15 protein-coding genes and 1 pseudogene are annotated in these 23,810 nt (G+C 42.3%); 6 read left to right on the top strand and 10 right to left on the bottom strand.

Annotated elements, in window-relative coordinates:
* Positions 1 to 54: 54 nt before the first annotated feature.
* Genes IM676_RS08965 through IM676_RS08955 form a run of 3 tightly spaced genes read right to left on the bottom strand, consistent with a single transcriptional unit; the run spans position 55 to position 6,657 of the window.
* Positions 55 to 2,562, bottom strand: a complete 2,508-nt coding sequence (locus IM676_RS08965; protein ID WP_200989861.1) for a putative PEP-binding protein — start codon at positions 2,560 to 2,562, stop codon at positions 55 to 57.
* A gap of 11 nt (positions 2,563 to 2,573) precedes the next feature.
* Positions 2,574 to 3,755 (bottom strand): DNA replication/repair protein RecF, encoded by a 1,182-nt coding sequence (gene recF / locus IM676_RS08960; protein WP_200989860.1) that lies wholly within the window; start codon positions 3,753 to 3,755, stop codon positions 2,574 to 2,576.
* A 16-nt stretch (positions 3,756 to 3,771) separates the two neighbouring features.
* On the bottom strand, positions 3,772 to 6,657 hold the full coding sequence (locus IM676_RS08955) for a cation-translocating P-type ATPase (RefSeq protein ID WP_200989859.1): 2,886 nt from the start codon (positions 6,655 to 6,657) through the stop codon (positions 3,772 to 3,774).
* A 298-nt stretch (positions 6,658 to 6,955) separates the two neighbouring features.
* Between IM676_RS08955 and IM676_RS08950 the strand changes: the two genes are divergently transcribed.
* A complete protein-coding gene (locus IM676_RS08950) occupies positions 6,956 to 8,635 on the top strand; it encodes a transglutaminase domain-containing protein (protein ID WP_200989858.1) in 1,680 nt (559 codons plus the stop codon).
* An 85-nt stretch (positions 8,636 to 8,720) separates the two neighbouring features.
* Here the strand turns inward: IM676_RS08950 and IM676_RS08945 are convergent.
* A pseudogene (locus tag IM676_RS08945) lies at positions 8,721 to 9,058 on the bottom strand (PD-(D/E)XK nuclease family protein); the annotation flags it as partial.
* 107 nt (positions 9,059 to 9,165) lie between these two features.
* On the opposite strand from IM676_RS08945, the gene IM676_RS08940 reads away from it, so the two are divergent.
* Together IM676_RS08940 and IM676_RS08935 are read left to right on the top strand one after the other, a co-directional pair.
* Complete coding sequence (locus IM676_RS08940) at positions 9,166 to 10,605, top strand: phosphoglucomutase/phosphomannomutase family protein (protein WP_200989857.1); 1,440 nt, start codon at positions 9,166 to 9,168, stop codon at positions 10,603 to 10,605.
* A gap of 42 nt (positions 10,606 to 10,647) precedes the next feature.
* Positions 10,648 to 10,923: a LapA family protein gene (locus IM676_RS08935; protein ID WP_200989856.1), complete on the top strand. Its 276-nt coding sequence runs from the start codon at positions 10,648 to 10,650 to the stop codon at positions 10,921 to 10,923.
* 606 nt (positions 10,924 to 11,529) lie between these two features.
* On the opposite strand, the gene pstB (IM676_RS08930) is transcribed toward IM676_RS08935, so the two are convergent.
* The 6 genes from pstB (IM676_RS08930) to IM676_RS08905 all read right to left on the bottom strand — a co-directional run bounded on the left by pstB (IM676_RS08930) (position 11,530) and on the right by IM676_RS08905 (position 18,847).
* A complete protein-coding gene (pstB, locus tag IM676_RS08930) occupies positions 11,530 to 12,333 on the bottom strand; it encodes a phosphate ABC transporter ATP-binding protein PstB (protein WP_200989855.1) in 804 nt (267 codons plus the stop codon).
* Between the two features lie 38 nt (positions 12,334 to 12,371).
* Complete coding sequence (pstB, locus tag IM676_RS08925) at positions 12,372 to 13,184, bottom strand: phosphate ABC transporter ATP-binding protein PstB (RefSeq protein ID WP_200989854.1); 813 nt, start codon at positions 13,182 to 13,184, stop codon at positions 12,372 to 12,374.
* Between the two features lie 68 nt (positions 13,185 to 13,252).
* Complete coding sequence (gene pstA, locus IM676_RS08920) at positions 13,253 to 14,182, bottom strand: phosphate ABC transporter permease PstA (protein WP_225880479.1); 930 nt, start codon at positions 14,180 to 14,182, stop codon at positions 13,253 to 13,255.
* 72 nt (positions 14,183 to 14,254) lie between these two features.
* Positions 14,255 to 15,220, bottom strand: coding sequence for a phosphate ABC transporter permease subunit PstC (pstC, locus tag IM676_RS08915; protein ID WP_225880478.1), 966 nt, complete (start codon positions 15,218 to 15,220; stop codon positions 14,255 to 14,257).
* 115 nt (positions 15,221 to 15,335) lie between these two features.
* Complete coding sequence (gene pstS / locus IM676_RS08910) at positions 15,336 to 16,403, bottom strand: phosphate ABC transporter substrate-binding protein PstS (RefSeq protein ID WP_200989853.1); 1,068 nt, start codon at positions 16,401 to 16,403, stop codon at positions 15,336 to 15,338.
* A gap of 962 nt (positions 16,404 to 17,365) precedes the next feature.
* The gene (locus IM676_RS08905) at positions 17,366 to 18,847 is read right to left on the bottom strand and encodes a PAS domain-containing sensor histidine kinase (protein ID WP_200989852.1); all 1,482 of its coding nucleotides are present in this window, start codon (positions 18,845 to 18,847) and stop codon (positions 17,366 to 17,368) included.
* A 1,049-nt stretch (positions 18,848 to 19,896) separates the two neighbouring features.
* Between IM676_RS08905 and IM676_RS08900 the strand changes: the two genes are divergently transcribed.
* The 3 genes from IM676_RS08900 to IM676_RS08890 all read left to right on the top strand — a co-directional run bounded on the left by IM676_RS08900 (position 19,897) and on the right by IM676_RS08890 (position 23,799).
* Positions 19,897 to 20,499: a biotin transporter BioY gene (locus IM676_RS08900; protein ID WP_200989851.1), complete on the top strand. Its 603-nt coding sequence runs from the start codon at positions 19,897 to 19,899 to the stop codon at positions 20,497 to 20,499.
* 220 nt (positions 20,500 to 20,719) lie between these two features.
* Positions 20,720 to 21,190, top strand: a complete 471-nt coding sequence (gene lspA / locus IM676_RS08895) for a signal peptidase II (protein WP_200989850.1) — start codon at positions 20,720 to 20,722, stop codon at positions 21,188 to 21,190.
* 344 nt (positions 21,191 to 21,534) lie between these two features.
* Positions 21,535 to 23,799 carry a transglycosylase domain-containing protein gene (locus IM676_RS08890; RefSeq protein WP_200989849.1) on the top strand — a complete coding sequence of 755 codons (2,265 nt, stop codon included), beginning with the start codon at positions 21,535 to 21,537 and terminating at the stop codon, positions 23,797 to 23,799.
* Positions 23,800 to 23,810 lie beyond the last annotated feature (11 nt).

The following is a 23,810-nucleotide window of genomic DNA, read 5'->3' as shown; positions in this document are numbered from 1 at the left end:
TATTGTACTGGTGTTGTATAGGATGAAGTAAATTATATACAACACCATATTGAGCTATGTCTGGTAGCGGTTAGGCCTGCCGTGTGTTTGATTTCTGGCTGCTGCTAAAATGAGGCTTTGTTCAGCACGAGCGATCGCTCTATATGTCCTGTCTACTGCTTCTGGTTCTACAGAAATAGAAGTAATACCCCATTGTATTAACTGGTTGATCATTTCTGGATAAATCGCGGGCGCTTGACCGCAGATGGAACAGGGTATCCCCGCAGTTTGTGCCATTTGGATCAATTGAGCGATCGCACTCATTACCGCCGGATGAAGTTCATTGAATACTCTATTCATATCTCCTTGTTCTCGATCTACTCCTAAGAGTAATTGAGTGAGGTCATTTGTACCAATAGAAATGCCACCTACACCTGCTTTAACGTATTCTGGCAGTAAAAATAGTACACTGGGGACTTCTGCCATCATCCACAGTTGAAACTGCGGTACTTGGGTTAAACCAGCTTGCTCAACCTTATCCCGGCAAAAAGAAAACTCTGCCACACTACGAACAAAAGGCAACAGTAGATTAATATTAGTATATCCGGCTTTTTGTACAGCTGCCACTGCTGTGAGTTCCAACTCAAACACTGCGGGATGGCATAAATAACTAAATGTACCGCGATTCCCTGTGGCACTGAGGGGAGCCCCATCCCTGGGGGACCACAGATGATGTGGCTTACCCATAGTATATGGCCAGTCCAAAGAACGATAAAAAACTGGTCGCGGTGCAAAAGCACGAGCAAACCGGATAATTTGCTCAGTCCATTTTTCTAGTAATTCTGCTTCACGACCACAAAAGAGCCAATCCTGAGGATGTTGACCTTCTAGTATATTGAGTAACATTAATTCTGAACGTAACAATCCGACCCCATCCACGGGTAAACTTTGGACTAGATCAATTAATCTCGGCTGACTCAGGTTAACTAGCAACTGGGTAGAAATCATTGGTAAGTCAGGAGTCACAAGATGATGGGGCGATAGGGATTTGCCCTTGGCCATAGGGGAGATGGTGGGGGAATTTAGTTGTTGACTCTCTTTGCTATGGTCGGTGAGCGAAGTCGAACCGTTTTTTTCTTCTCTGAGGCGATAAATCTCAGCCCTGTCGCCATCCACAAGCAGCTGATCGCCGTTTTCAATTAAGACTGTGGCATTCACGGCGTGAACTACTGCGGGGATACCCAATTCTCGCGCTAGAATTGCCCCATGACTAGTTAATCCCCCTTCTTCTGTGATAATAGCGGCAACTTCTTGTAATAAAGGCAACCAATCTAGGGTAATGCTTGGTAATACTAAAATTACTGCTTTATGTATTTGTCTTGGTTTATTGTTAGTATCGGTAATTACAGTAGCTGTGCCTGTCACACGTCCCCCTGATGCCGCGACACCTTTAATAATCGCTGGGGTGGCGTAACATACCTCCGCCGATAGCTTGCGTGGCGTAGCCATGGGAGAATGTGGGCTGCCTACCTGGGGAATTTTATTAGATTTTGGGTAACTAACTTGAGTTAAGTAGAGATGGGGTTTTGGGCTGGTTTCAGATATAGTCCATTTAATGGTAAAGTCCCTACCTATTTCATTCACAAGTTGATTACCCAGAGTGATAACCTCTTGCAAATATTCTTCTGATAACGCGAATTGCTTTTGTTGCTGTTCACTAAGTATATAAGTCACTATATCAGTATTATCTGCTGTGAAAAGTAAGCGGGATGAATCCACAGTCGCAGTATCATCTAAACTGTTTGGCTCATACTGACGGGAGAACCCGTAAGCCAGCATTTTTTTGCCTAGATGTCGTTGTAGTACTGTCCCTGTCTCAGGTTGGATGTGGTAGACATCTGGTAGTACATCACCTTGAGAAATTGCAATACCTAATCCTTGGGTAGCTTCTATTCTCCACCCTGATACCTTGCGTGGGTTATCCATAGAACGGGCATAAATAAGACCACTAGCCACCGCATTTTCCAGGGGTTGCACCAACACTGCTAAATTGATTGTTTGCAGATTTACTCCCACTCGTTGCCAATACAGCAGACTCCTAGCCCGAAATAATTGGCTCCAGGTAAGTTTGAGCGCTGTAGCTATCTTGTTCTCATCCCAGGGACAAAAAATCGCGTCCAACACCCCAGAGGTATTTACCGGGTGTACCATATCCGATATAGCCAGGCTGGGGCGGAAAATCAAATAAGCAGTCTGCCATTCTCTCGACTGCCGGAAAATTTCATTTACCCACTGTGGGGGTACTGTCCCAGTCATAATTTCCTGACGCAAGCGACCGGATAATACCTGAAGTTGTCGCCAATTAGCTACATCTAAGTGCAAAGAAGAATGGGCTAAATCTGCTACTAAAGCGGATTTACTATTGAGAGTTGCCAGAAATTCTCGCAAAACTTCTGCTGAAACTACAAAACCAGGCATCACGGGATAGCCACGCCGCATAATTTTGCCCAAGTTGAATGCTTTATCACCTACATGAGGGCGGTCTTGCAGTTTAATTTGGTTCAGCCAGTAGAGTTTATCCACTCAATTTATAATTAGTCATTAGTCGTTGGTCGTTGGGAAGTGCCAATCTTTTCTCCTACTGCTATGTTTTCTATTTTTCCTGACTGGACAAACAGAATTTGCGAGGAGTTCAACCACTGAGGATCGAAGGAACTGAGGTGAGTAGTGGTAATGAGGGTTTGAAACCGGTCTTCTATGGCATTGAGTAATTTTTCTTGACGTCCTGGGTCTAATTCAGCCAGAACATCATCCAGTAATAGCAGGGGCGGCGCTTGGACTACTTCTGAAATCAGTTGCAATTCCGCTAATTTGAGAGCTAATACTAGAGTTCGTTGTTGCCCTTGGGAACCGTATTGACGTGCAGGTGTTTGATTAATCACTAATTCTATCTCGTCGCGATGAGGACCGACAAGGGTCGTACCTCGGTAGAGTTCCGCTGTAGCTCGTTGTTGAATTTTGGCTAAAAAAGCTGGACTGATATTTTCTGGATGGGTCAGGTCAAAGGGCACACTAGGCACATAATTAATTTGCAGAATTTCTGTACTATTACTAATACTACCGTGCCAAGTAGCAGCGATGGGAGCTAGTCTTTGAATGGCTCGATGGCGTCTTCTAATTACCTTTGTTCCAGTGGTAACTAACTGAGCATCCCATATAGCCAATGTAGAGAGGGGATGAATCCCATCTCTACTAGGCGCTGCTGACTCAGCAGCTGTTTTGAGAAAAGCATTGCGTTGGCGTAATACTTGGTTATATTGCTGCAAGATGTCAGCATAAAGGGGTTCAAGTTGAATTAAGAGTGTATCTAGCCAGTTGCGACGACTATCAGGGCCACCCCGTACCAAGTCTAAATCCAAACTAGAAAACTGCACAGCATTGAGTACACCCAAAAAATCCATTTGTCGGCGTACAGACTCACTATTAATCGCAACGCTGCGGCGACCATTGCTGTGCAGAGTTAAGGCCAAATCAGTAGTACCATTTTCTCGCTCTAGGGTGGCGTTAATTTGAGCTATGTCCTTTCCCGCTTGAATGAAATCCGTAACCCTCCCCATACGATGCGATCGCAATGTTGCTAGTAGTTCCACCGCCTCCAACAAATTAGATTTTCCCTGAGCATTATTACCCACCAAAATTGTTTTAGCAGCAGTGAACTCAACTGTCTGGTCTTGGTAATTACGAAATTGTCTCAGGTGTAGGTTTTTGAGGTACATAAATCATAGTCATTAGTCAAGCGTCAAAACTGCTTCTACCTGTGAGCCGTAGGAAAAGCTTTTCTAGTTCAATCCAGACAAACATCAAAGCACTGAAACCGAAACAAATAGCCAACTCTGTGGGAGGTAGCCAATGAGTACCAAAGAAAGCCCGCAGGGGGGAGAGGTAAATGAGTAGGAGCTGCAATATGGTTGTGACAACGACCGCTATGAGGACGAACATATTGGAGAAGGGATTCATCTCTATGGTTAATTTTTGATGAGAACGAATGGCGATCGCATGACCCATCTGTGCTACACACAAGGAAGTAAATACCATTGTCTGCCATCGTTTTGGGTCAAGTCCTGGAACAAGTGTTTGGCAATGATTATATGCCCACAGCATTAAAATAATGGTAATTACAGCAAAAATAATCCCCGTGCGAATGATATAAGAACCTAAACCCCTAGCAAAAATACTTTCCCGGGGACTAAAAGGTGGACGTTTCATCACATCTGCTTCTGGGGGTTCCACAGCTAAAGCCAAGGCCGGTAAACCGTCTGTGACCAAATTCATCCAGAGAATTTGTAATGGTGTCAGGGGAACGCCGCCTAGTCCTAAAAGTGGGGCTGAGGCAATTGTGAGAACTTCCCCGACGTTACTACCGAGAATATACTTAATAAACCGGCGAATATTAGTGTAAACTACTCTTCCTTCTTTCGTCGCCGCCACAATGGTAGTAAAGTTGTCATCCAGTAGTACCATATCACTGGCTTCTTTGCTGACGTCAGTACCGGTGATGCCCATAGCGATGCCAATATCGGCTTGTTTGAGTGCTGGGGCATCGTTGACACCATCCCCCGTCATCGCCACAAATTTGCCCCGACGTTGTAACCCTTGCACAATTCGCAGTTTGTGTTCTGGGGCGACTCTGGCGTAGATATTTACTATATCAACTTGGGCTGCTAACTCCTGGTCGGTCATGTGCTGTAATTGTTGACCTGTGAGGACTGGGTCACCTGTTTGAGCTATTCCTAAGTCAATGGCGATCGCCTGTGCGGTGAGTTGGTGGTCACCTGTAATCATCACCGGACGAATTCCGGCATTCCGACACTCTTGCACCGCTGCCCTTACCTCTGGACGTGGGGCGTCTAGCATTCCCACCAAGCCCAACCAAATCAAATTTACCTCATGTTCTTCTCCTTGCCCCTCTGGCACTTCTAAGAGGGGTTTGTAAGCAAAACCTAGGACTCGCAAACCTTGACTTGCCATCCGGTCATTTTCTGCCAAAATTTCAGCCCGTTGATTATCTGTCAATGGCTCACAATTATTACCCAAAATAATCTGAGTACAATGTGCCAAAGTTAACTCTGGTGAACCTTTGGTAAACATTAAGTAAGGTTGAGACACCATCAAGTTGGCAATTACCGGGTCAACAGCTGTTAAAGATGTTTCACTTGTAGCTACTTCCTCAACCTGACAAATTACACTCATACGCTTGCGTTCTGAATCAAAGGGGAACTCACCGACGCGGGGTAATTTGCTGTACCATTGGTCTTTCTCAATACCAGCTTTGGCTGCCACAGTTACTAATGCGCCTTCGGTGGGGTCTCCTAAAATTGCCCATTCACCTTTTTCTTTTTGCAGCACCGCATCATTACAAACAGCACAAGCCACCATGAGAGGCGAAATTTCGGGATAATCTTCCACAAAAATGGTTTGATTATCCTTGAACTGAGCGCAGCCGAAGTTTAACTGAAAATCCCCTATGGGTGTATAGCCTTCTCCTGTTACCCGAAAAACATTTTTATTGGTATAAACTGACTGGACTACCATTTTATTTTGGGTCAACGTGCCAGTTTTATCAGAACATATAGTAGTTACAGAACCCAAGGTTTCTACGGCTGGTAGCTTACGAATCAAGGCATGATGGCGTACCATGCGCTGGGTTCCTAGGGCTAGGGTAACGGTGATGACGGCGGGTAAACCTTCGGGAACCACAGCCACTGCCATACTTAAGGAAATTTCTAAGAGTTCTCGAATGTTTTCCAAACCTCTGGCTTGAATGATACCACCTAGGACTACAAAGCCTACGAGAATAAGGGAACCTGTGACTAGGACGTTACCTAGCTGGGTCATGCGTTGCTGTAAAGGTGTAGGCTCGTTGTCCACGGACTGCAACATGGCGGCAATTTTACCAAGTTCTGTTGCCATACCTGTGTTAGTTACTAGGACTTTGGCGCGCCCCTGGACGACTTGGGTACCTTGGAATACTAGGTTAAGGCGGTCGCCTAATGATGTGTCTGCTGGTAATATTAAATCAGCTTGTTTAGTCACCGATTCAGCTTCACCAGTTAGGGCTGATTCACGCACTTGTAAATTAAACTGTTCAATTAAGCGTCCATCAGCGGCTATGTGCATTCCTGCTTCCAGGAGCATGATATCTCCAGGTACTAGTTCCTTTGCGGCTATCTCGATGTGTTTACCACTCCGGATCACTCGGACTCTGGGAGAAGTAAGTTTTTTCAAGGCTGCTAAAGCTTTTTCGGCGCGAGTTTCTTGAAGGTAGCCAAGTATGCCATTGAGAATTACAATTGCCATAATCGCGATGGGATCTTTGAATGGCACTTCCCCTGGGGTAAGGTCTCCGACTCGCCAAGCCATGAAGTCTAAAAATGCGGAAATGACAGCTACGGCAATCAGCATCAATAACATGATGTTTTTGAACTGATCTAATAAAATTTCCCAAGAACTGCGACCATTATTTTCTTTTAGTTCGTTGTCACCGTATTTTTGCTGAATTTGTGGCACTTCCTCGACTTTTAAGCCACTGTATGCGTTACTATTAAGTAGGTTGAGCGCTTGATCAACTTCCAAATTATGCCAAACAGCAAGACCTTGAGAGTCAGAATTACCAGACATTGTGTATCTCACACTGAAATGGTTACAAGTTTCAATCATAATTTAAAGATGATGTTTCTAGTATCAACTAGAGTGATATTGAGAATTTTCCCCAGATGTATGACTTGAAGGTAGATGTAATTCGGTGCCATTTACTAATTTTTATGGAATCATCAAACTATGGATTTTTACAGAGAAAATGTAGTATTACATACATTTAATTTCCGAAAATTATTTCTAAAAGCCACCATTTGGTGCTCAAGAATATGCCAAAATTAATTCTGGGTGTGCTAAACGGTTAATTGAATTTTGGCTTAATATGAGTTTTGCACTTCCTAGTTTGATTACCAACCAAATGTTTGGTCACAGAACAATTCGACCGTTAACAGCCGCGACTCTTTGTGGTATTGCTTTCATCCAAGATACACTGCTCGCCATTGATACTATTAAGGGGCATTTACTGGAGATTGATCCTACTTCTGATAACAGCAGAATCCGTAATCCTCATCAAGTTAGGGAATTTCGCGATGTTAAAGGTCTAGCAGTATGGTCGGACTCACTATGGGTAACGCGGGAAAATAGTGTTTATCTGTCTAAACTCTCTTCTTTGGGTCTAGAGCATTTTGTCACCCTACCCTATGCTGCTGATGGCGTTGCTGTTTGGGAATCAACAGTTTACGTTAGTTGCCAAAAACTCGGTTCTATTCTGATTTTCGACGGCAATACGCGCAAAGAAATCACTCGATTTTATGCCCCTGGGGTAGGGGTGGAAAATTTGGCAGTCAACCGTGATACCCTTTGGGTTTGCGATCGGACTGAGCAAACCGTTTATGGTATGGACAGGGCTACTGGAGAAGTTCAATTCAGCGTGTTAACACCATTTGAATGTCCCACGGGGATTGCCGTACATACTAACGAACAGACCGGTAAAGAAACTCTTTTCGTGGCCTATGCCTCAGAAGAGCCTTATATCCGGGATAACCCCAATGCTGATCCTTGTCATGAACTCACATACCGCGATCGGACTTTTATTCACCCGCTACATTACCATCACCAGCCAGATAAACACTACGCTCTTTCCAATGGCTATCTGATTGAAATGTCCTACGCCGAGGAAATTGCTCCCTTAGAAGAGGTATATTTGCCCGATGTAGAATGGCGGATTGCCCTACCTTCAAACACTGAACGCCAAAAGTTACAACACGTTGAACCTATTGGTGTCCCTTTTACAGAAGAAATAATAGATGGGCAACGTGTAGCAGTATTTAAATTTGATGCCCTGACACCAGGAGAAAGGCATATATTCGGCTGGAAAGCATTATTAGAAGTACGAGGTATTAAATATCGCATCACCCCTAGGGATGTGGAAGATATTCCCGACGAAGTATTACCAGAATGGGAAAAAAGCTACTTAGTGGATGATGATGATTTAGCAATGGATACAGCCATTGTCCAACGTGCCGCCCGTGAAGCCATTGGTTCGGAAACTAATCTTCTGCGGAAAATCTACAATATCCGTAACTATGTATATGATCAGTTGTCCTACGGCATTAAACCTTATATTGACACTCCTGATTTAGTTTTAGAACGGGGTGTCGGTTCTTGTGGCGAATATGTAGGTGTTTTACTGGCTTTGTGCCGTTTGAATGGTATCCCCTGTCGCACAGTCGGTAGATATAAATGTCCGCCCCATGGCGAACACCAAGGAGTTCCTTTACAACCAGACTTTAACCATGTGTGGTTAGAATTCTACATCCCCGGTTGTGGGTGGTTACCAATGGAATCTAATCCTGATGATTTAGGGAACAATGGCCCCTACCCGACACGCTTTTTTATGGGCTTATCCTGGTATCACATTGAAATTGGCAAGGGGATACCATTTGAAACCTTGACTAGTCAAGGCGTACGGCTGACAAAAGAAGACATTCCTATAGGTGACCTAGCGATTAATCATATTCGCTTTACAATTCTTAAAGAATTACCGCCATTTAGCGATTAGTCACTGGAACTGAGCTTGCACTGAGCGGTAGCCGAAGTGCGCAGCCGAAGTTTGGTGATTGGTGATATCAAGTTTTTGTATTCAAAAGTAATGGGGCATCATGATATTTTTGCAGAATTTGTCGGACGCGTTCTTGTACTGCTTGAGTAGAGTTGCTTAAATTTAATAGTTCAGTTTTTCGACACGGTCGGATTTTGTTCACAAATGTCGATTATGATGAAATTCATAAACGCCTTTTTGGGCGAGGATACCAATCTGCTGCGGTGCAGTGGCCTTACCTAACAGCGCTTTAACTTGTGGTTCATGTTGACGTGCTTTAATGACCCCCCTTCTCATCAGGTAGTGCCAATGTTTTTGTCCTGTTGCTGGGGTAACTAAAGACCAAAGGTGATAACTGGCAAAAGGTCGATTATAAAATGACATTGCTCAATAATCAGTGAGAAAAAATACCTTGGGGGAGACTTGCGGCTACGCACGCTTTGCGAGAAGCTTCCTATAGTATTAAAGTTATCAGGGAGAAAGTGGTAAAAATGAGCGCTAGTAGCAATTCCAGTCAAATAAAATTTGGTACTGACGGTTGGAGAGGAATCATCGCCGATGATTTTACTTTCCCAAATGTGCGAAAAGTCACAAGGGCGATCGCAAGTTACCTCGAAACAGCCTACTCAAAAGATAGACCGGTTCTGATTGCCTACGATACTAGGTTTTTGGCTGACCAGTTCGCCCAAGCAGCCGCGGAAATCTTAGCAGACTTGGGTTGGACGGTGAAAATTACTGACCGGGACTGCCCCACACCAGTAATCGCCTACAACGCCCGGCTATTAAATTCCGCCGGTGCTCTGATGTTTACTGCTAGCCATAATCCTGCACCTTACTGTGGAATTAAATATATCCCTGATTATGCAGGGCCAGCCACTCCAGAAATTACTGATACGATTGTGGCTAATATTGAAAGTGCATCGGATGCCCTGCCTAGCAGTATTCCTACCGGTAAAATTTCCATTTTTGACCCCAAACCTGAGTATCTCAAGTTTATCTACACCTTACTGGATATAGAACGGATCAAGAATGCCCATTTAAAGGTGAAGTACGATGCCCTTTATTCTACTTCTCGTGGCTATTTGGATGAAGTTTTGCAACACTGCCACTGTGAGTTAGAAACTTTCCACACTAGCCGTGATGTCCTATTTGGCGGGGGAATGCCCGAACCCAAAGGTGAACAACTAATTGGGTTAGTGGAAGCAGTACGTGCCGACGGGGCCGATTTGGGACTGGCTACAGATGGTGATAGCGATCGCTTTGGTGTTGTTGATGAACAAGGAAATGTTCTCACCCCCAATACTGTGCTGTTATTACTAGCACGTCATTTAATCAAAAATAAAGGTAAAACTGGTGCTATCGTCAGGACTGTAGCCACGACTCACCTGCTAGACAATTTCGCTAGTAAATATGGGCTGCCAATTTATGAAACAGCTGTAGGCTTTAAATACATTGGTGAGAAAATGCGGGAAACTACCGTACTGATTGGGGGTGAAGAATCAGGTGGCTTAAGTATAGTGGGGCATATTCCCGAAAAAGACGGTATTTTAGCTGATATGCTAGTTGCTGAGGCGATCGCCTATGAAGGTAAACCCCTGAGTCAATTGGTTAAAGAGGCTATCGCCGAGGCTGATGGACCGCTTTACAATAACCGTCTTGACTTACACCTGACGCCAGCACACAAAACCGCTGTGATTGACTCCTTTACTCAAAATCCTCCTTCAGAGGTAGGGGGAATTAAAGTTAAAGAAGTTGGACGCAAAGACGGGATTAAGTTGTACTTAGAAGAAGGTAGTTGGGTATTGTTGCGTCCCTCGGGTACAGAACCTCTGGTACGTGTTTATCTGGAAACCAACTCCTCTGAGAAACTTACCAAGGTTGCTCAATATATGGAAAGTTCCATCGCTAAATTAGAACCAGTAGCTGTTTAAAACCTCACCCCTCTTCTGATCCAGGAGAGGGGAGTATAAAATATGAAAAATTTTATTCCGATTTTGATATCTTTAATAGTGGCTATTTGGGTAGTAGCGATCGCCATTATCTCTGTCCAAAATGCCACACCCGTATCTTTGAAATTCTTAACATTTCAATCGATTCAAATCCCAATAGGTTTATTATTGGCATTCAGTGCCAGTATCGGTTTATTGGCAATGGCAATACTACAGCCGCTTTGGGGTATGTTAGGTTCTCGTCGGGGTCAGTCTCTGGATGACGATGCTGAGTTTTTTGTGGATGAGCAGGATTTTTAGGGGGTTTGAACAGAATCAAAAAATCTCCTCAAATCTACTCATTTACAGCAAAAATCTAGACTTGAATCGTCACATTTGTTACAAATATCTATTTATTAGGTAATAATCGACTGTAAACCACCTAATAGCAGGGTGAGTTCCACCCAATCTCAAAGCCTGTAGACCAAGGTAGTGCGCATACCTCCAGGGTGAAGCACCGAAGCAACCGCATCTCAAAGTACATTTGAGGAGATTTTATTTGACATACTCACCGATCTTGAAGTATGGCTTACGCCACGCTACGCTATCGGTGATTTTTGACAGTTCACAGTAACTCGTTGCCGAAGCAGTCTTATAGTCACGCCCTGTCCATTTAAAGTCGTGCCGATGCCCCATGCAGACTATTGCATTTTAGCTTTTTGTTGTTTTTTAGGCAAGTTTTTTTCCAAGAATCAAGAAAAGCCGTCGTAGAACAACGGGGTTTTAAACCCATTTTTTCGATAACGGTTTATCAGAAAGCGGGTTTACAGATATCATTATTAAGGCAGACCTGAGTTAACCCGCCTGCACTAGGTCAAGTGGACAAAGCCAGCAGACATAGCTTTAGGATAGCTTGTGGTGCAATATTTAACCAAATCTGCCACTGACATAATTTCGGGTATCTTCTTGTTGGGGGTCGTTGAAAATTGCCTGTGTGGAATTGTATTCCACTAGATAACCACTGCGACCACCTTCCACAACTTGAACGTTGAAAAAAGCCGTATTATCAGACACCCTTGCTGCCTGTTGCATATTATGGGTAACGATGACAATGGTATATTTTTCCTTGAGTTGGTGAATTAGTTCTTCTACCCGCAAAGTAGAAACCGGGTCTAATGCGGAGCAGGGTTCATCCATGAGAATTATTTCCGGTTGCACGGCCACAGCCCTAGCAATACACAAGCGTTGCTGTTGTCCCCCGGATAAAGACGTACCACTTTGTCGCAGTTTATCTTTGACCTCATCCCACAAAGCAGCCTGTCTGAGACTCCGCTCGACTAATTCATCCATATCCCCTTGATAGCCGTTGATTTTGGCTCCAAAAGTAATATTTTCATAAATTGATTTAGGAAACGGGTTTGGTCGTTGAAATACCATCCCAATTCTCCGGCGCACCTGTACAGGGTCAATGTTAGGTGCATACAAGTTTTGATCGTAAAAATAAACTTTGCCATCCGCTCGAAAGGAATCGATGACATCATTGAGACGGTTATAGCATCGCAGCAATGTACTTTTACCGCAGCCAGACGGACCAATAAAAGCTGTCACCTGATGTTTGGGGATGTCCAGCCAAATATTTCGCAGAGCCAAAAAATTGCCATAGTACACATTCAGATTCTCTGTGCGTAAAACTGTTTCAGTGTCATTCACTGTAGTAGTGTTAGTAGCCATAATAATAGTGTATTGTGGATTTTTGCCCTAGATAACCCTTAACCAAAACGACCACTCACATAATCGCGAGTGCGCTGATCCTGGGGACTGGAAAAAATTCTCTCGGTGGTATCTACCTCTACCAGATACCCGACGCGATTCCCCCCTTCCCGGGCTTCAGCATTAAAGAAAGCCGTATAATCAGCCACCCTAGAAGCCTGCTGCATATTATGGGTGACAATGACAATGGTGTAGTGCTGTTTGAGTTCAAGCATTAACTCCTCAATCCGCATCGTCGATATAGGATCAAGAGCCGAGCAAGGCTCATCCATCAAAATCACATCCGGCTGAACCGCAATAGCGCGAGCAATACACAACCGCTGCTGTTGTCCCCCCGAAAGAGAAGTTCCCAACTTATGAAGATCGTCCTTTACCTCATCCCAGATGGCAGCACGGCGGAGAGAATTTTCCACAATCTCGTCCATATTGCCCTTAATGCCATTCACCCGCAAGCCATAGGCTACATTGTCATAAATTGACTTAGGAAAAGGGTTAGGCTGCTGAAACACCATACCAACCCTACGACGGACTACCACCGGGTCAACTCCAGCGCCATAGAGATTTTGCCCTCGGTAAGTGAGGTATCCCTTCACGTGAGCACCAGGAATCAAGGCATTAGTCCGATTGAAACAACGCAGGAGAGTACTTTTACCACAACCTGAAGGACCAATCAAGGCAGTAATTTTTCTCTCCAGGATATCCATTGTCACATATTGAAGGGCGATCGCACCACCATAGTAAACCGATAAATCCTTGACCTCAAAAATGCGCCTAGTATCAATGGAACCGCTATTACTAATTTTTTTTTCCATAGTATTCTCAATTTAGAGTGTATAGAACTTGGCCGAGTTCGCAGCCAAAAGAATTGAATTCCCTGATGTTAGAATTTTTTTTGCCGACTGAAGTACCGAGCCAAAATACTAAACAACAGCACAATTGACAATAACATCAAGGCAGCCGCCCAAGCCAAACTCTGGGAAGCCTTATAGGGAATAATCGAGAAAAAGTAAATTAACACTGGTAGGGTGGCCACAGGTTCCCAAACATTAGTAGCCCAGAAATTATTGTTAAAAGACGTGAACAGCAAGGGAGCTGCTTCTCCGGCGGCGCGGGCGACGGATAAAACCACACCAGTAATAATTGAAGTCAGAGCTGCTGGTAAGACAATCTGGATAATGGTTTCAAATTTTGTCGCCCCAATACCCATTGCTGCCAAACGCAACTCATTAGGCACCAACAACAAAGCCTCTTCCGTGGAGCGAATAATAATAGGTAGCATTAACACTGCTAAAGCCACCCCACCCGAAAAAGCCGAAAATGACCCTAAGGGCATCACCACAATTGCATAGGCAAATAAGCCACACAAAATAGCGGGGACACCGGTGAGTACATTACAGGAAAATTTTACCAAGTAAGCCAAGCGAGTTCCCCGACCAAACTCAGCTAAGTAAATAGCAGCGATCACACCAAAAGGGACGGAAATCAATGTAGCAATTCCCAGGGTCATTAAAGTTCCAATAATGGCATGACCAAAGCCCCCCTCAGATAATCCCGGAGGTGGGGGGAGCTTAGTAAAAATATCTGGAAGTATGAGGGAATTAACACCCTTTTGAAACACACTCACCAGAACCCAAATCAGAGGGATAATTACCGTTGCAGCAAACACCATAGTTAAAATGGTCAACACCCGTCCCGTGATCCGGCGATGGGGTGCCATGCTTTCCTCACTGATATCAAAACCACTGTCTGTGGCTAACGCCACGCTATCGCCATCATAGCCAAAGGAATACTGATTATCTGGAGTACCCATAATTTAATTGATATTTCGTAAACTTAATCTTGGATCCACTCGTACTCAAAACTGGGGAAAAGGCCTGATTTTTTACTCAATATTTTGGAAGCGACGAATAATTATCTCAGCTAAAATATTCACCACCAGAGACAAAAGCATTAGCACTACGCCAGCGTACATCAGAGCCGCTACTTGGGTGCGCCCTGCTTCTCCAAACTGGGAGGCAATCAAACCTGTGATTGTCGATCCGGGTTGCAGCCATGATATGTTAATGCGGTTGGCGTTACCAACGAGCATAGCGGCTACCATGGTTTCCCCCATGGCTCGACCCATAGCCAACATCACAGAACTGATAATGCCAGATAACCCTGCGGGAATCAGCACTCTGAGAATTGTTTCCCAGCGAGTTGCTCCCAAAGCTAAGGAACCATTGCGGAGATTACTGGGTAGGACTTCAAAGGTGCTACGGGTAATAGAGATGATAATGGGCACAATCATAATTGCTAGTACCAAGCCCACAATCAGTAGACTATTGCCAAAAACAGAATCGCCACCTAAAAAAGGAATCCAGCCGAAGTAGGTGTTAAGGAAGGTAAAAATAGGTCTGATAGCAGGAATGAGGACAAAAATACCCCAAATTCCCAAGACCACGCTGGGAATAGCCACGATAAGTTCAATGGCAAAAGCAATGGGAGTTGTGACCCATTTAGGCGCAAATCCTTCTGTTAAAAAGATGGCGACTCCGATGCCCAAAGGGATAGCAATTAACAGGGCAATAAAGGCAGTGACTAAAGTTCCATATATCTGAGGTAGTACCCCATAGACGTTGGTGACAGGGTTCCAGGTTGTGCCGACCAAAAAACCCAGACCAAATTTTTCAATGGCTGGTGTAGCTGCTATAGCGGTCTGTATGATTACCCATAGTAAAACTGCTCCGGCACTGATAGCTAGTATCAGGGTTAGTCCCCAAAATCCCACATCGAGAACCCTAGCTGGACTGAGTTGCTTTTCTAGGCTATTCCGGGTTAATTGAGTTGATTTATCTGCCGACATCATGACTTTGTTTTTGCTCCATAAATGGTTATTGTGACATGGTGATGCCCCAACTCAGGTATCTGGATGAATTTTGGGAGTGTTAGATGTCAAAGACACTCCCAATCATCTCGGATTATTACTTGGCGTTCACCTTGTCAAATTCTGCTTTGATTCTCTGCACTAAAGGCTCAGGAGTTGGGACAAACAGTAGCTCTTCTGTTAATTTTTTGCCCTCTGGTCCTAAAGACCACTCAAACACCTGACGCAAGGCTTGCCACTTAGCATCGTCTTCATACTGTCGATAGATCATCACCCAAACGAGACCGACTATAGGGTAGGAATCAACACCGGAAGGGTCTGGAACTAGGAGCGCGAAATCATCGGGAACCGGCTCATCTAGTAGGGCTTTAGCTGCTGCTTCTGGAGATGGAGCTATAAAGGTTCCAGCCTTGTTTTCAATTAAGGCGGAATTGATGTTGTTGAGGGCAGCATAGGCGTAGGATAAGTAACCAATAGCTCCCTGATTCTGCTGAATAGCAGCGGCGACTCCCTCGTTACCTTGACCGCCAATTCCCACAGGCCAGTCTACTGAAGTTCCCGCCCCTGCTTTCCAGTCTGGGCAGACAGTTTTAATGTGATTGGTAAATACAAAGGTAGTACCACTCCCATCAGACCGGTGGGCAAAGGTAATGGGTAGGTCGGGAATCTTTAAACCGGGGTTAGCTGCAGCAATGACTGGATCACTCCAGCGAGTAATTTTTCCGGTTACAATACCGCAGTAGGCTTGGCGGGATAGTTTGAGTTCTAAGTTGTTAACTCCTGGCAGATTATAGGAGAAGGATATAAACCCTCCAGTAATCGGAAGTTGGATCGGATCGTAATTATGAGCTTCTTTGAAGGATTTAACCCGACTGGCAGAGTCAGTAATGGGTGCCTCGCTGGCTCCAAAGTCTACGGTGTTATTGATGTATTGCTCCAAACCCGCCCCACTTCCTACCGACTGATAGCTCACCTGGACGTTGGGGTTGACTTGGCGATTATAGGCATCAAACCACCGTTGAAAAAGAGGTGCAGGAAATGTTGCACCAGCTCCAGTAATGGCTATTCTCTGCCCACCACCACCATCGGAAGGACTACAGGCTGTTGCTACCAACATTATTGGTAGTGAAGCGATGGCTAACACAACTTTGCGATTAAGAACCATGGAAAATACGTCCACTTTGCGAAAGTACTACGGAGTTAAATTAAAACGACCTTGCTTGATTGGTCATGAAAACATTATCGATACCAAAGTCTAGGGTTGTAGCAGTAGCAACGGAATCCTCTGAGTCTTGCTCTGTTCGACAATCCCTTCAGCTAAATTACATATGTAACAGTGATGCTGTAGCTGCTAGGCGAATCGTGTTGATTACATGTAGACGTGTCGATCTTTAGTCAATTTATCCATATCAGCGATATTAGAATACCCCTAAAAGATGCGTCTGTAGGTAAACAAAAGGTTAACAAAAGCAAAAAAATATATTTTTCTGCTCTATTTGCTACATTAAAAACTGAAAAATTCATACATTCTTTAGTCAAGCTACCTGGTATAAATTACACACAGATAGGCAACACCAGACTATTCCGTATGGTTTTTAGCGATCGCCATTTATTCAGAAGCTCATCGCTCAAACCTGAACCCAGAGACGAGAATAACCGGCTACAGCGTTAGCAGATTAATGTAATAAATAATACTTATTATCCCATCAATTCGCGTATAACTTTAGCCCAAACTAATTTTCTTATTATTAACTTTAACTTCGACTGTCAAACACCTAACTTGATGTTCCTTGCGCCAAGCATGGGACGGTAAACGACGATGTTGATGAGTTTAAAGCTGTTACTTTATATACAGATGGTGATTTTTCAACTTCCTGGAATTTAGCAACACACCAAGTTTTGAGTACAGTTTGTGATGAAAACCTTTAGCTTCCAGACCCTCTACATAAATATGGCGGGTAACATAATCATCTTGAATTACCAGAATTATTTTGACGATTCGCACTTCATTTTATAGCAACCTTAATTATACTGTTAAATTCACTTTTTGGATATTAAGATATACAAATATTAGCTATTTAATTAACACTTGTACTAATTCAAATATTTTAAATAATATTCTAAATCTTATAGAAAAGAGGCTTCTTTAATTAATGGCAAAATCACAGTAATGCTAGTGCCTATATCTACTTCACTTTCGACCTTCACTTGACCACCGTGTAAATCTACCAGGGTTTTTATAATCGATAATCCTAGTCCATTCCCGGGTATATCCCCAATATTATTACCCCTATAAAATCGTTCAAATAATCTTTTTTGATCTAGGAATGGAATGCCGATTCCTTGGTCTTTTATCTGAAAAATTAACTGTTCTTGATCACAATCCAGAATGAAATCAACCCTCATATAATAGGGAGAGTATTTAAGAGCATTTTCTAGCAAATTCCTCAATATATAGTCTAGTAATTTTGGATCAACGTAGCCCTTTATTAGTTCTACTTTACTGATGAAATTTATTCTGTTATGGCTCATAATCATGTGCATTCCCGCTACTAAATTATGACAGAATTCCACTAATTCCAGTGGTTGAGGTGCAAAATTGATTTTGGCTGCTTGTGCTTGAGAGAATAACAAAATGTCATCCAACATCTGGCTGATTTGTGCGATAGCTTTTTCAATATTCTCCACTAATAATAGGATTTGTTTCTCGGTTGTTAAGTCTACTTTTTCTGCAATTAAGCTATTACAAAATGAAATAATATTTAATGGAGTGCGAAATTGATGACAGACCATAGAAACAAAGTGTGCTTTCAGTTCGCTCAGTTCTTTAGCTTGTTCTAAAGCCTGATTAAGATTTGACTCTAAATTTTTGTAATCTGTTATATCTATACATATAATTAGTTCTGAGGCTTTTCCAAGTAGATTGAACATTCCATCAAGGTTGGTAACCACTCCAATTAGACAGCGTTCTGTACCATCTTGTGCGAGGATATTTATCTCCTGGTATTCCAAGTCAACTGATTGTTTTTCTAAGTATAACTGTCTAGGTTTTTTACCCGTAATTAGTCTATGAATATTAAAGTCATTTAGCAGTTCCTGTTTCTTATAACCGGTCAGTTTTTCTGCTGCGGGATTTATGTAACGTATTCGGTTTGATTGAATGAGAAAAATGCCGGCTTCTATTGTTTCTAATAAAGTCAATATTTTACTTGTATTCAAAGCTTCTTGAATACAACCTATAACTCCATCACTTTGATATCTAAGCACGGCACATCCAAATTTTATACCTTTTCTTTCCAGGTATATAATAGAAGTTTCTACGATAAATATACCTTTTCTCTTAGTAAGATAGCGAGATTTAAAGCTAGAATAATATTCTGATTTTATCCCTAATAGACTATGGATATCAAAATCTATATCTAAATCGTAAATCCTCATGGAAAGTAATTCTTCACGGGAATACTCAGTCATTCTGCAAATCGCATCATTTACATAAATAAACTGCTGATATTCTCCTAAACAAAAAGCTGGTTCTAAACTTTTATCTACCAAGAAATAAGCGAACTTTAAATCTATTTCTTCCTGTATATTTTCGGAAAAATTTGCCATAAATAACCTGTTTTTGCTAGAATAAATGACGTTAATTTCTCTATCTCATCAGTCAGCAATATCTTCATCAAAAAACCATTATAACCATTAACAATACCTATATCTCTTCCTCATTTTCCAAATAGCAATCTTAAATTAATTTCGGAAAATATCTATATTTTATTTTTATTAAAACTAGTAATAGTTCTCAGAAAATAAACTTACGAATCATGTAAATGATCAATTATAAAATATTCCTATTCTACCTGATTACGGAATTTGAGAATAAACTTAGTATAAGTTTTAATTTAAAATTAAATCAAAATAAGTTGGTTTAATTTTGTAACAATTTAAATCATGAAGTGATTTTTCCCTAAATTTAACACTCGGTTATAAGTGCTATATTTATAAAATAAAGTAAATCATCTCACTTAAAAAAATCATAATCCACATGTATCTGCTTTGAAATAAGCCATCCAATAAATAAGGATTATAGGTTGAAATTATCCTTGAATATGTATGAATAGATGTCAAGGCAGACAATTATTTCAAATCATCATTTCTATGATATACGACTTTAAATTTAACTACATTGTTGATGATTTATTCATCTGTCTTGGGGAATAAATATTATCAGATATAAGTAGCTTAAGATGATATTTTTATCGTAATGCAGATAATTTTTAGAGCAAATCTATCTGAAGAAGTAATAAACAGGAATATATGTTGTAATTAAGCTGGTAAAAATTATTGATATTTTATATTGATATTGTCAACCTGAACTATCAACTAATGTTTGCTATTATTGTGAGCTTTTTCCGGATAACTCAATTATGGGTGTGAAGATTTTTAATCTCCGTACTCCCTTCCTAGTGAGTATGGGGAATAACTGACAGAAATACACATCTCATACTTTTTTTGATATCTTGACTCAAGAAATGATCAGAGTCATGTTTGTCATAATGAAACATAACCCTCAGCGAACTTAAAGTATTAAACTATACTTTAATGTAAGAATTAAATACATAAATAACTGATAAAAACACTGTTAGAGTATTTGTGCGAGTAAAATGGCTGGAAGTGCAGGAAATGTGGGAACTATTGAATTACTATGGTCTATGGTTGGTTTGCTGCTCACCATGGGTGGTACCTTCCTAGAAGCCTATAGTATCGCTTTACCGTGGAGTGGGAATAATCAAGAGACTCAGATTTTTTCTCTGGGTGTCACCTGTCAAGTTGGTGCGGTGCTGTTAGTAGGTTGTTTAGGAGGTAAAAATGCGGGCGCACTATCACAAATCGCTTATGTGGTCATGGGTTTAACCTTGCTACCTGTATTTGCCGATGGTGGCGGTATTGGATATGTTAAACTATCTCAGTTCGGTTATCTGTTAGGTTTTATCCCTGGAGGGTGGATTTGTGGATATTTAGCCTTTCAAGCTAGACCTAAGTTGGAAACCCTCGCTTTCAGTTGTTTGAGTGGCTTGTTAACTGTCCACCTCTGTGGTGTTACTTATTTGATCGTCAGTTATATTTTTCACTGGCAAGGTATGGAAAATTTGGCTCTAATCCAAGCAATCCTCAGATATTCTTGGTTTGCACTACCTGGCCAACTAGCTGTAGTTTGTGCTGTTACCGTAATAGCATATATATTACGTCATTTAATGTTTTATTAGTTATGTCGGGGGTAGTGTCACAGTCAAGTCAAAATTAATAAATACTATTTGATATAGGGTTTCCATCAACTGTAAATGCTCGGTAATAATTGTACATTGGCCCAGTAAATATATGTATTTTACTATACAGAAGAATATGGTAATTTTGGACTCAATCTGTTAAATAGTATTTTTATTTATATTCCCCTTTACTATCTCTCACTCCCTAGTTTCTAGTTTCATGCTTTTAAAAAATCATCTGTTTTGGATTACTGCCTTCATTTCTTTTTTCTTAGATCAACTAACAAAATACTGGATAGTGCAGACCTTTAGCCTGGGAGAGACACTACCAATTATACCAGATGTATTCCATTTTACTTATGTGACTAATACTGGTGCAGCCTTTAGTATCTTCAGTGGTAAAGTAGAGTGGTTACGATGGCTATCATTGGTTATAAGTTTGCTATTGATAGCACTAGGATGTTTTGGTCAGCATTTAAGTCGTTGGAATCAGTTAGGCTACGGTTTGATTTTAGGCGGAGCTATGGGGAATGGTATTGATCGGTTCGCTTTAGGTTATGTAGTTGATTTCCTGGACTTTCGCTTGATTAATTTTGCTGTATTTAATATGGCAGATTCATCTATTACTATTGGTATTATTTGTCTACTAATAGCTTCTTGGGAAAAAGCACCCAGTCATAGTGATAGTTAGAGCTAATCTAAATAGTTGATAAATAAAAAAAAATGAAACTCTGGGGTAAATTTACCATATCAGCTTTGATTTTACTTTGAATTAACATTAAATTTATTACTCTAATATTTCCACAAATGATAGATAGTCAGTGACTATGGGATCCCAATCTTGTATTAGTGATAAGGGTAATAAAACCAAATTGTTAGGTCTTATGAGCTGATATTTTCTTGGTGTAAGATTGAATGAGTACAAACTACCTATAGCTAATTTCTGCTTTGACTGATGAGTATAATGGTGGAATATCTGTATCTAGATTGTCAAACCGCCCGAATGTTTGCCAATAATTCTGATGTAAATAGCCTATGAGTTCCCCCCTACCTCCTCATAAGCCACAAACTGTACTTGGTCAACTGACTCAAGCAGTACAGACTATTCAAGCGAGAGTTGACTTTTCCAAGTTGGCCCTTAAGCCTAATGCCAAAGTACCAGAGATATGGGTGCAGAATGCGGGGGCGGAACGTGAGGTATATCCGTTGTTAGGCGATCGCTATATATTAGGCCGTAGTTCCAAATCATGTGATATAGTCATTCGCAATCCCGTTGTCAGCCAAATTCACTTGTCACTGTCACGGGATTCAACTCAACGCAGCCCTGTTTTTGTCATCCAAGATGAAAACTCTACTAACGGTATTTATCTTGGGAAACGCCGAATTAATCGCTTAGAACTGCGTCACGGTGATGTTTTTACTTTAGGACCACCAGAACTTGCAGCTTCAGTGCGGCTACAATACTTCGATCCTGCACCCTTACATATTAGAGCAGGAACTTGGGCGGCTTACAGTATCGCTGGTGTGAGCGCCTTAGTGGGGTTAGTCATAGGCGTAGAATGGCTAAAATTTTCCGTCAGACCCTTACCTACTGCTACCAGCGCCCCCATAGTGATTTATGCCCGCGATGGCTCGACACCCTTGCGTGAGCCTCGGACTACCTCTCATGTGGATCTCAAGAGTTTAGAGGACTTTGGCTATTTGCCCGCAGCCGTAGTAGCCTCAGAAGATAGTCGTTACTATTGGCACTTCGGTGTTGACCCCTTGGGGATTTTGCGAGCTGTCCTGGTCAATACCCGCAGTGGAGATGTACAGCAGGGGGCTAGTACCATTACCCAGCAAGTAGCCCGAAGTTTATTCCGGGACTATGTTGGCGCTCAAGACTCCTTAGGACGTAAACTGCGGGAAGCCGTTGTTTCCTTTAAGCTAGAAACTTTTTACAGTAAAGATCAAATATTACTCACTTACTTAAACCGAGTATTTTTGGGAGTGGATACATCCGGGTTCGAGGATGCGGCTCGTTATTACTTTGACAAGTCAGCCAGAGAACTAACTCTCTCTGAAGCTGCAACATTAGTGGGAATTTTACCTGCTCCCAACGCTTTTAATTTTTGTGGAAATAACCCCAATAGGCTACAACTAGTTGACTATCGGAATCGCGTCATTAGGCGAATGTTGGAAATGGGCAAAATTTCCGAAGAACAGGCCAATCGAGCTAGGCGCTCCCCAGTCCAAATTCACCCCAGAGTTTGTGAAAGGCAAGCCGGTACCATTGCTCCTTACTTTTACGAGTATGTCTTCCGGGAATTGGAATCTATCTTGGGAGTAGGAATTGCCAGAGAAGGCAATTTTATCATTGAAACCCAGCTTGATCCCAGAATCCAAGCAGCAGCGGAAACAGCTTTGCGTAATCAAATCAATAACGCTGGTTCTACCTTTGGCTTTTCTCAAGGAGCGATGGTTACCCTAGACACTAGAACTGGTAGTATTTTGTCGATGGTAGGCGGGACTGATTTTAGACAAACCCAGTTTAACCGTGCTGTTCAAGCCCAAAGACAACCGGGTTCTACCTTCAAAGTTTTCGCTTTTGCAGCAGCCCTCGAGAGGGGAATACCAGCTTCTAAAACTTATTCTTGCGCCGCTCTACCCTGGCAAGGATTTACCTATAGACCTTGTAGAATTGGTGCAGGGAATTCCTTAGATATGACTACTGGCTTTGCTCTGTCGGAAAATCCTATCGCCCTGCGAATTGCCAGGGAGGTGGGGCTAGATAGAGTCGTATCCACCGCTAGGCGTTTAGGAATCAAGTCATCACTCGAAGCAGTTCCCGGCTTAGTACTGGGTCAAAGTGTAGTCAATGTTTTAGAAATGACTGGTGCTTTTGGCGGCATTAGCAATCGTGGTGTTTGGAATCCACCCCACGCAATTAGCAGAATTATAGACAGTAGTGATTGTCAGGATAGTCAGGATTTAAAAACCTGTCGTGTGGTCTATTCCTTTGACGAACATCCAGACGCTAACCAGCGAGTTTTACCCACAGGTGTAGCCGACGAAATCAACAGGATGATGCGCCAGGCAGTGACTAGCGGTACTGGTCGCGCTGCGGCTATAGGACTGGGGGAAGGTGGTAAAACCGGCACAACTGATAAAAATGTTGATCTTTGGTTTATTGGTTCAATCCCCAGTCGGCAGCTAGTAACTGGCATTTGGCTAGGTAATGACAATAATTCTCCCACATCCGGCAGCAGCGGGCAAGCCGCTCAACTGTGGGGCGATTATATGAGACAAATTACCAGATAGGCGGAGGTGAA

The sequence above is a fragment of the Anabaenopsis elenkinii CCIBt3563 genome (genome assembly GCF_015245355.1).
In the GTDB taxonomy this organism is placed as follows: domain Bacteria; phylum Cyanobacteriota; class Cyanobacteriia; order Cyanobacteriales; family Nostocaceae; genus Anabaenopsis; species Anabaenopsis elenkinii.
This window is presented reverse-complemented; position numbering and strand designations above follow the sequence as displayed.

What these genes read in the sequence shown, in the direction of transcription:
- pstC (WP_225880478.1), bottom strand. Translation starts at nt 15,220, where the DNA reads ATGATGTCGGCAGATAAATCAACTCAATTAACCCGGAATAGCCTAGAA.
- IM676_RS08955 (WP_200989859.1), bottom strand. Translation starts at nt 6,657, where the DNA reads ATGTCTGGTAATTCTGACTCTCAAGGTCTTGCTGTTTGGCATAATTTG.
- pstA (WP_225880479.1), bottom strand. Translation starts at nt 14,182, where the DNA reads ATGGGTACTCCAGATAATCAGTATTCCTTTGGCTATGATGGCGATAGC.
- IM676_RS08905 (WP_200989852.1), bottom strand. Translation starts at nt 18,847, where the DNA reads ATGGCAAATTTTTCCGAAAATATACAGGAAGAAATAGATTTAAAGTTC.
- recF (WP_200989860.1), bottom strand. Translation starts at nt 3,755, where the DNA reads ATGTACCTCAAAAACCTACACCTGAGACAATTTCGTAATTACCAAGAC.
- IM676_RS08935 (WP_200989856.1), top strand. Translation starts at nt 10,648, where the DNA reads ATGAAAAATTTTATTCCGATTTTGATATCTTTAATAGTGGCTATTTGG.
- pstB (WP_200989854.1), bottom strand. Translation starts at nt 13,184, where the DNA reads ATGGAAAAAAAAATTAGTAATAGCGGTTCCATTGATACTAGGCGCATT.
- IM676_RS08940 (WP_200989857.1), top strand. Translation starts at nt 9,166, where the DNA reads ATGAGCGCTAGTAGCAATTCCAGTCAAATAAAATTTGGTACTGACGGT.
- IM676_RS08900 (WP_200989851.1), top strand. Translation starts at nt 19,897, where the DNA reads ATGGCTGGAAGTGCAGGAAATGTGGGAACTATTGAATTACTATGGTCT.
- pstS (WP_200989853.1), bottom strand. Translation starts at nt 16,403, where the DNA reads ATGGTTCTTAATCGCAAAGTTGTGTTAGCCATCGCTTCACTACCAATA.
- pstB (WP_200989855.1), bottom strand. Translation starts at nt 12,333, where the DNA reads ATGGCTACTAACACTACTACAGTGAATGACACTGAAACAGTTTTACGC.
- IM676_RS08950 (WP_200989858.1), top strand. Translation starts at nt 6,956, where the DNA reads ATGAGTTTTGCACTTCCTAGTTTGATTACCAACCAAATGTTTGGTCAC.
- lspA (WP_200989850.1), top strand. Translation starts at nt 20,720, where the DNA reads ATGCTTTTAAAAAATCATCTGTTTTGGATTACTGCCTTCATTTCTTTT.
- IM676_RS08890 (WP_200989849.1), top strand. Translation starts at nt 21,535, where the DNA reads ATGAGTTCCCCCCTACCTCCTCATAAGCCACAAACTGTACTTGGTCAA.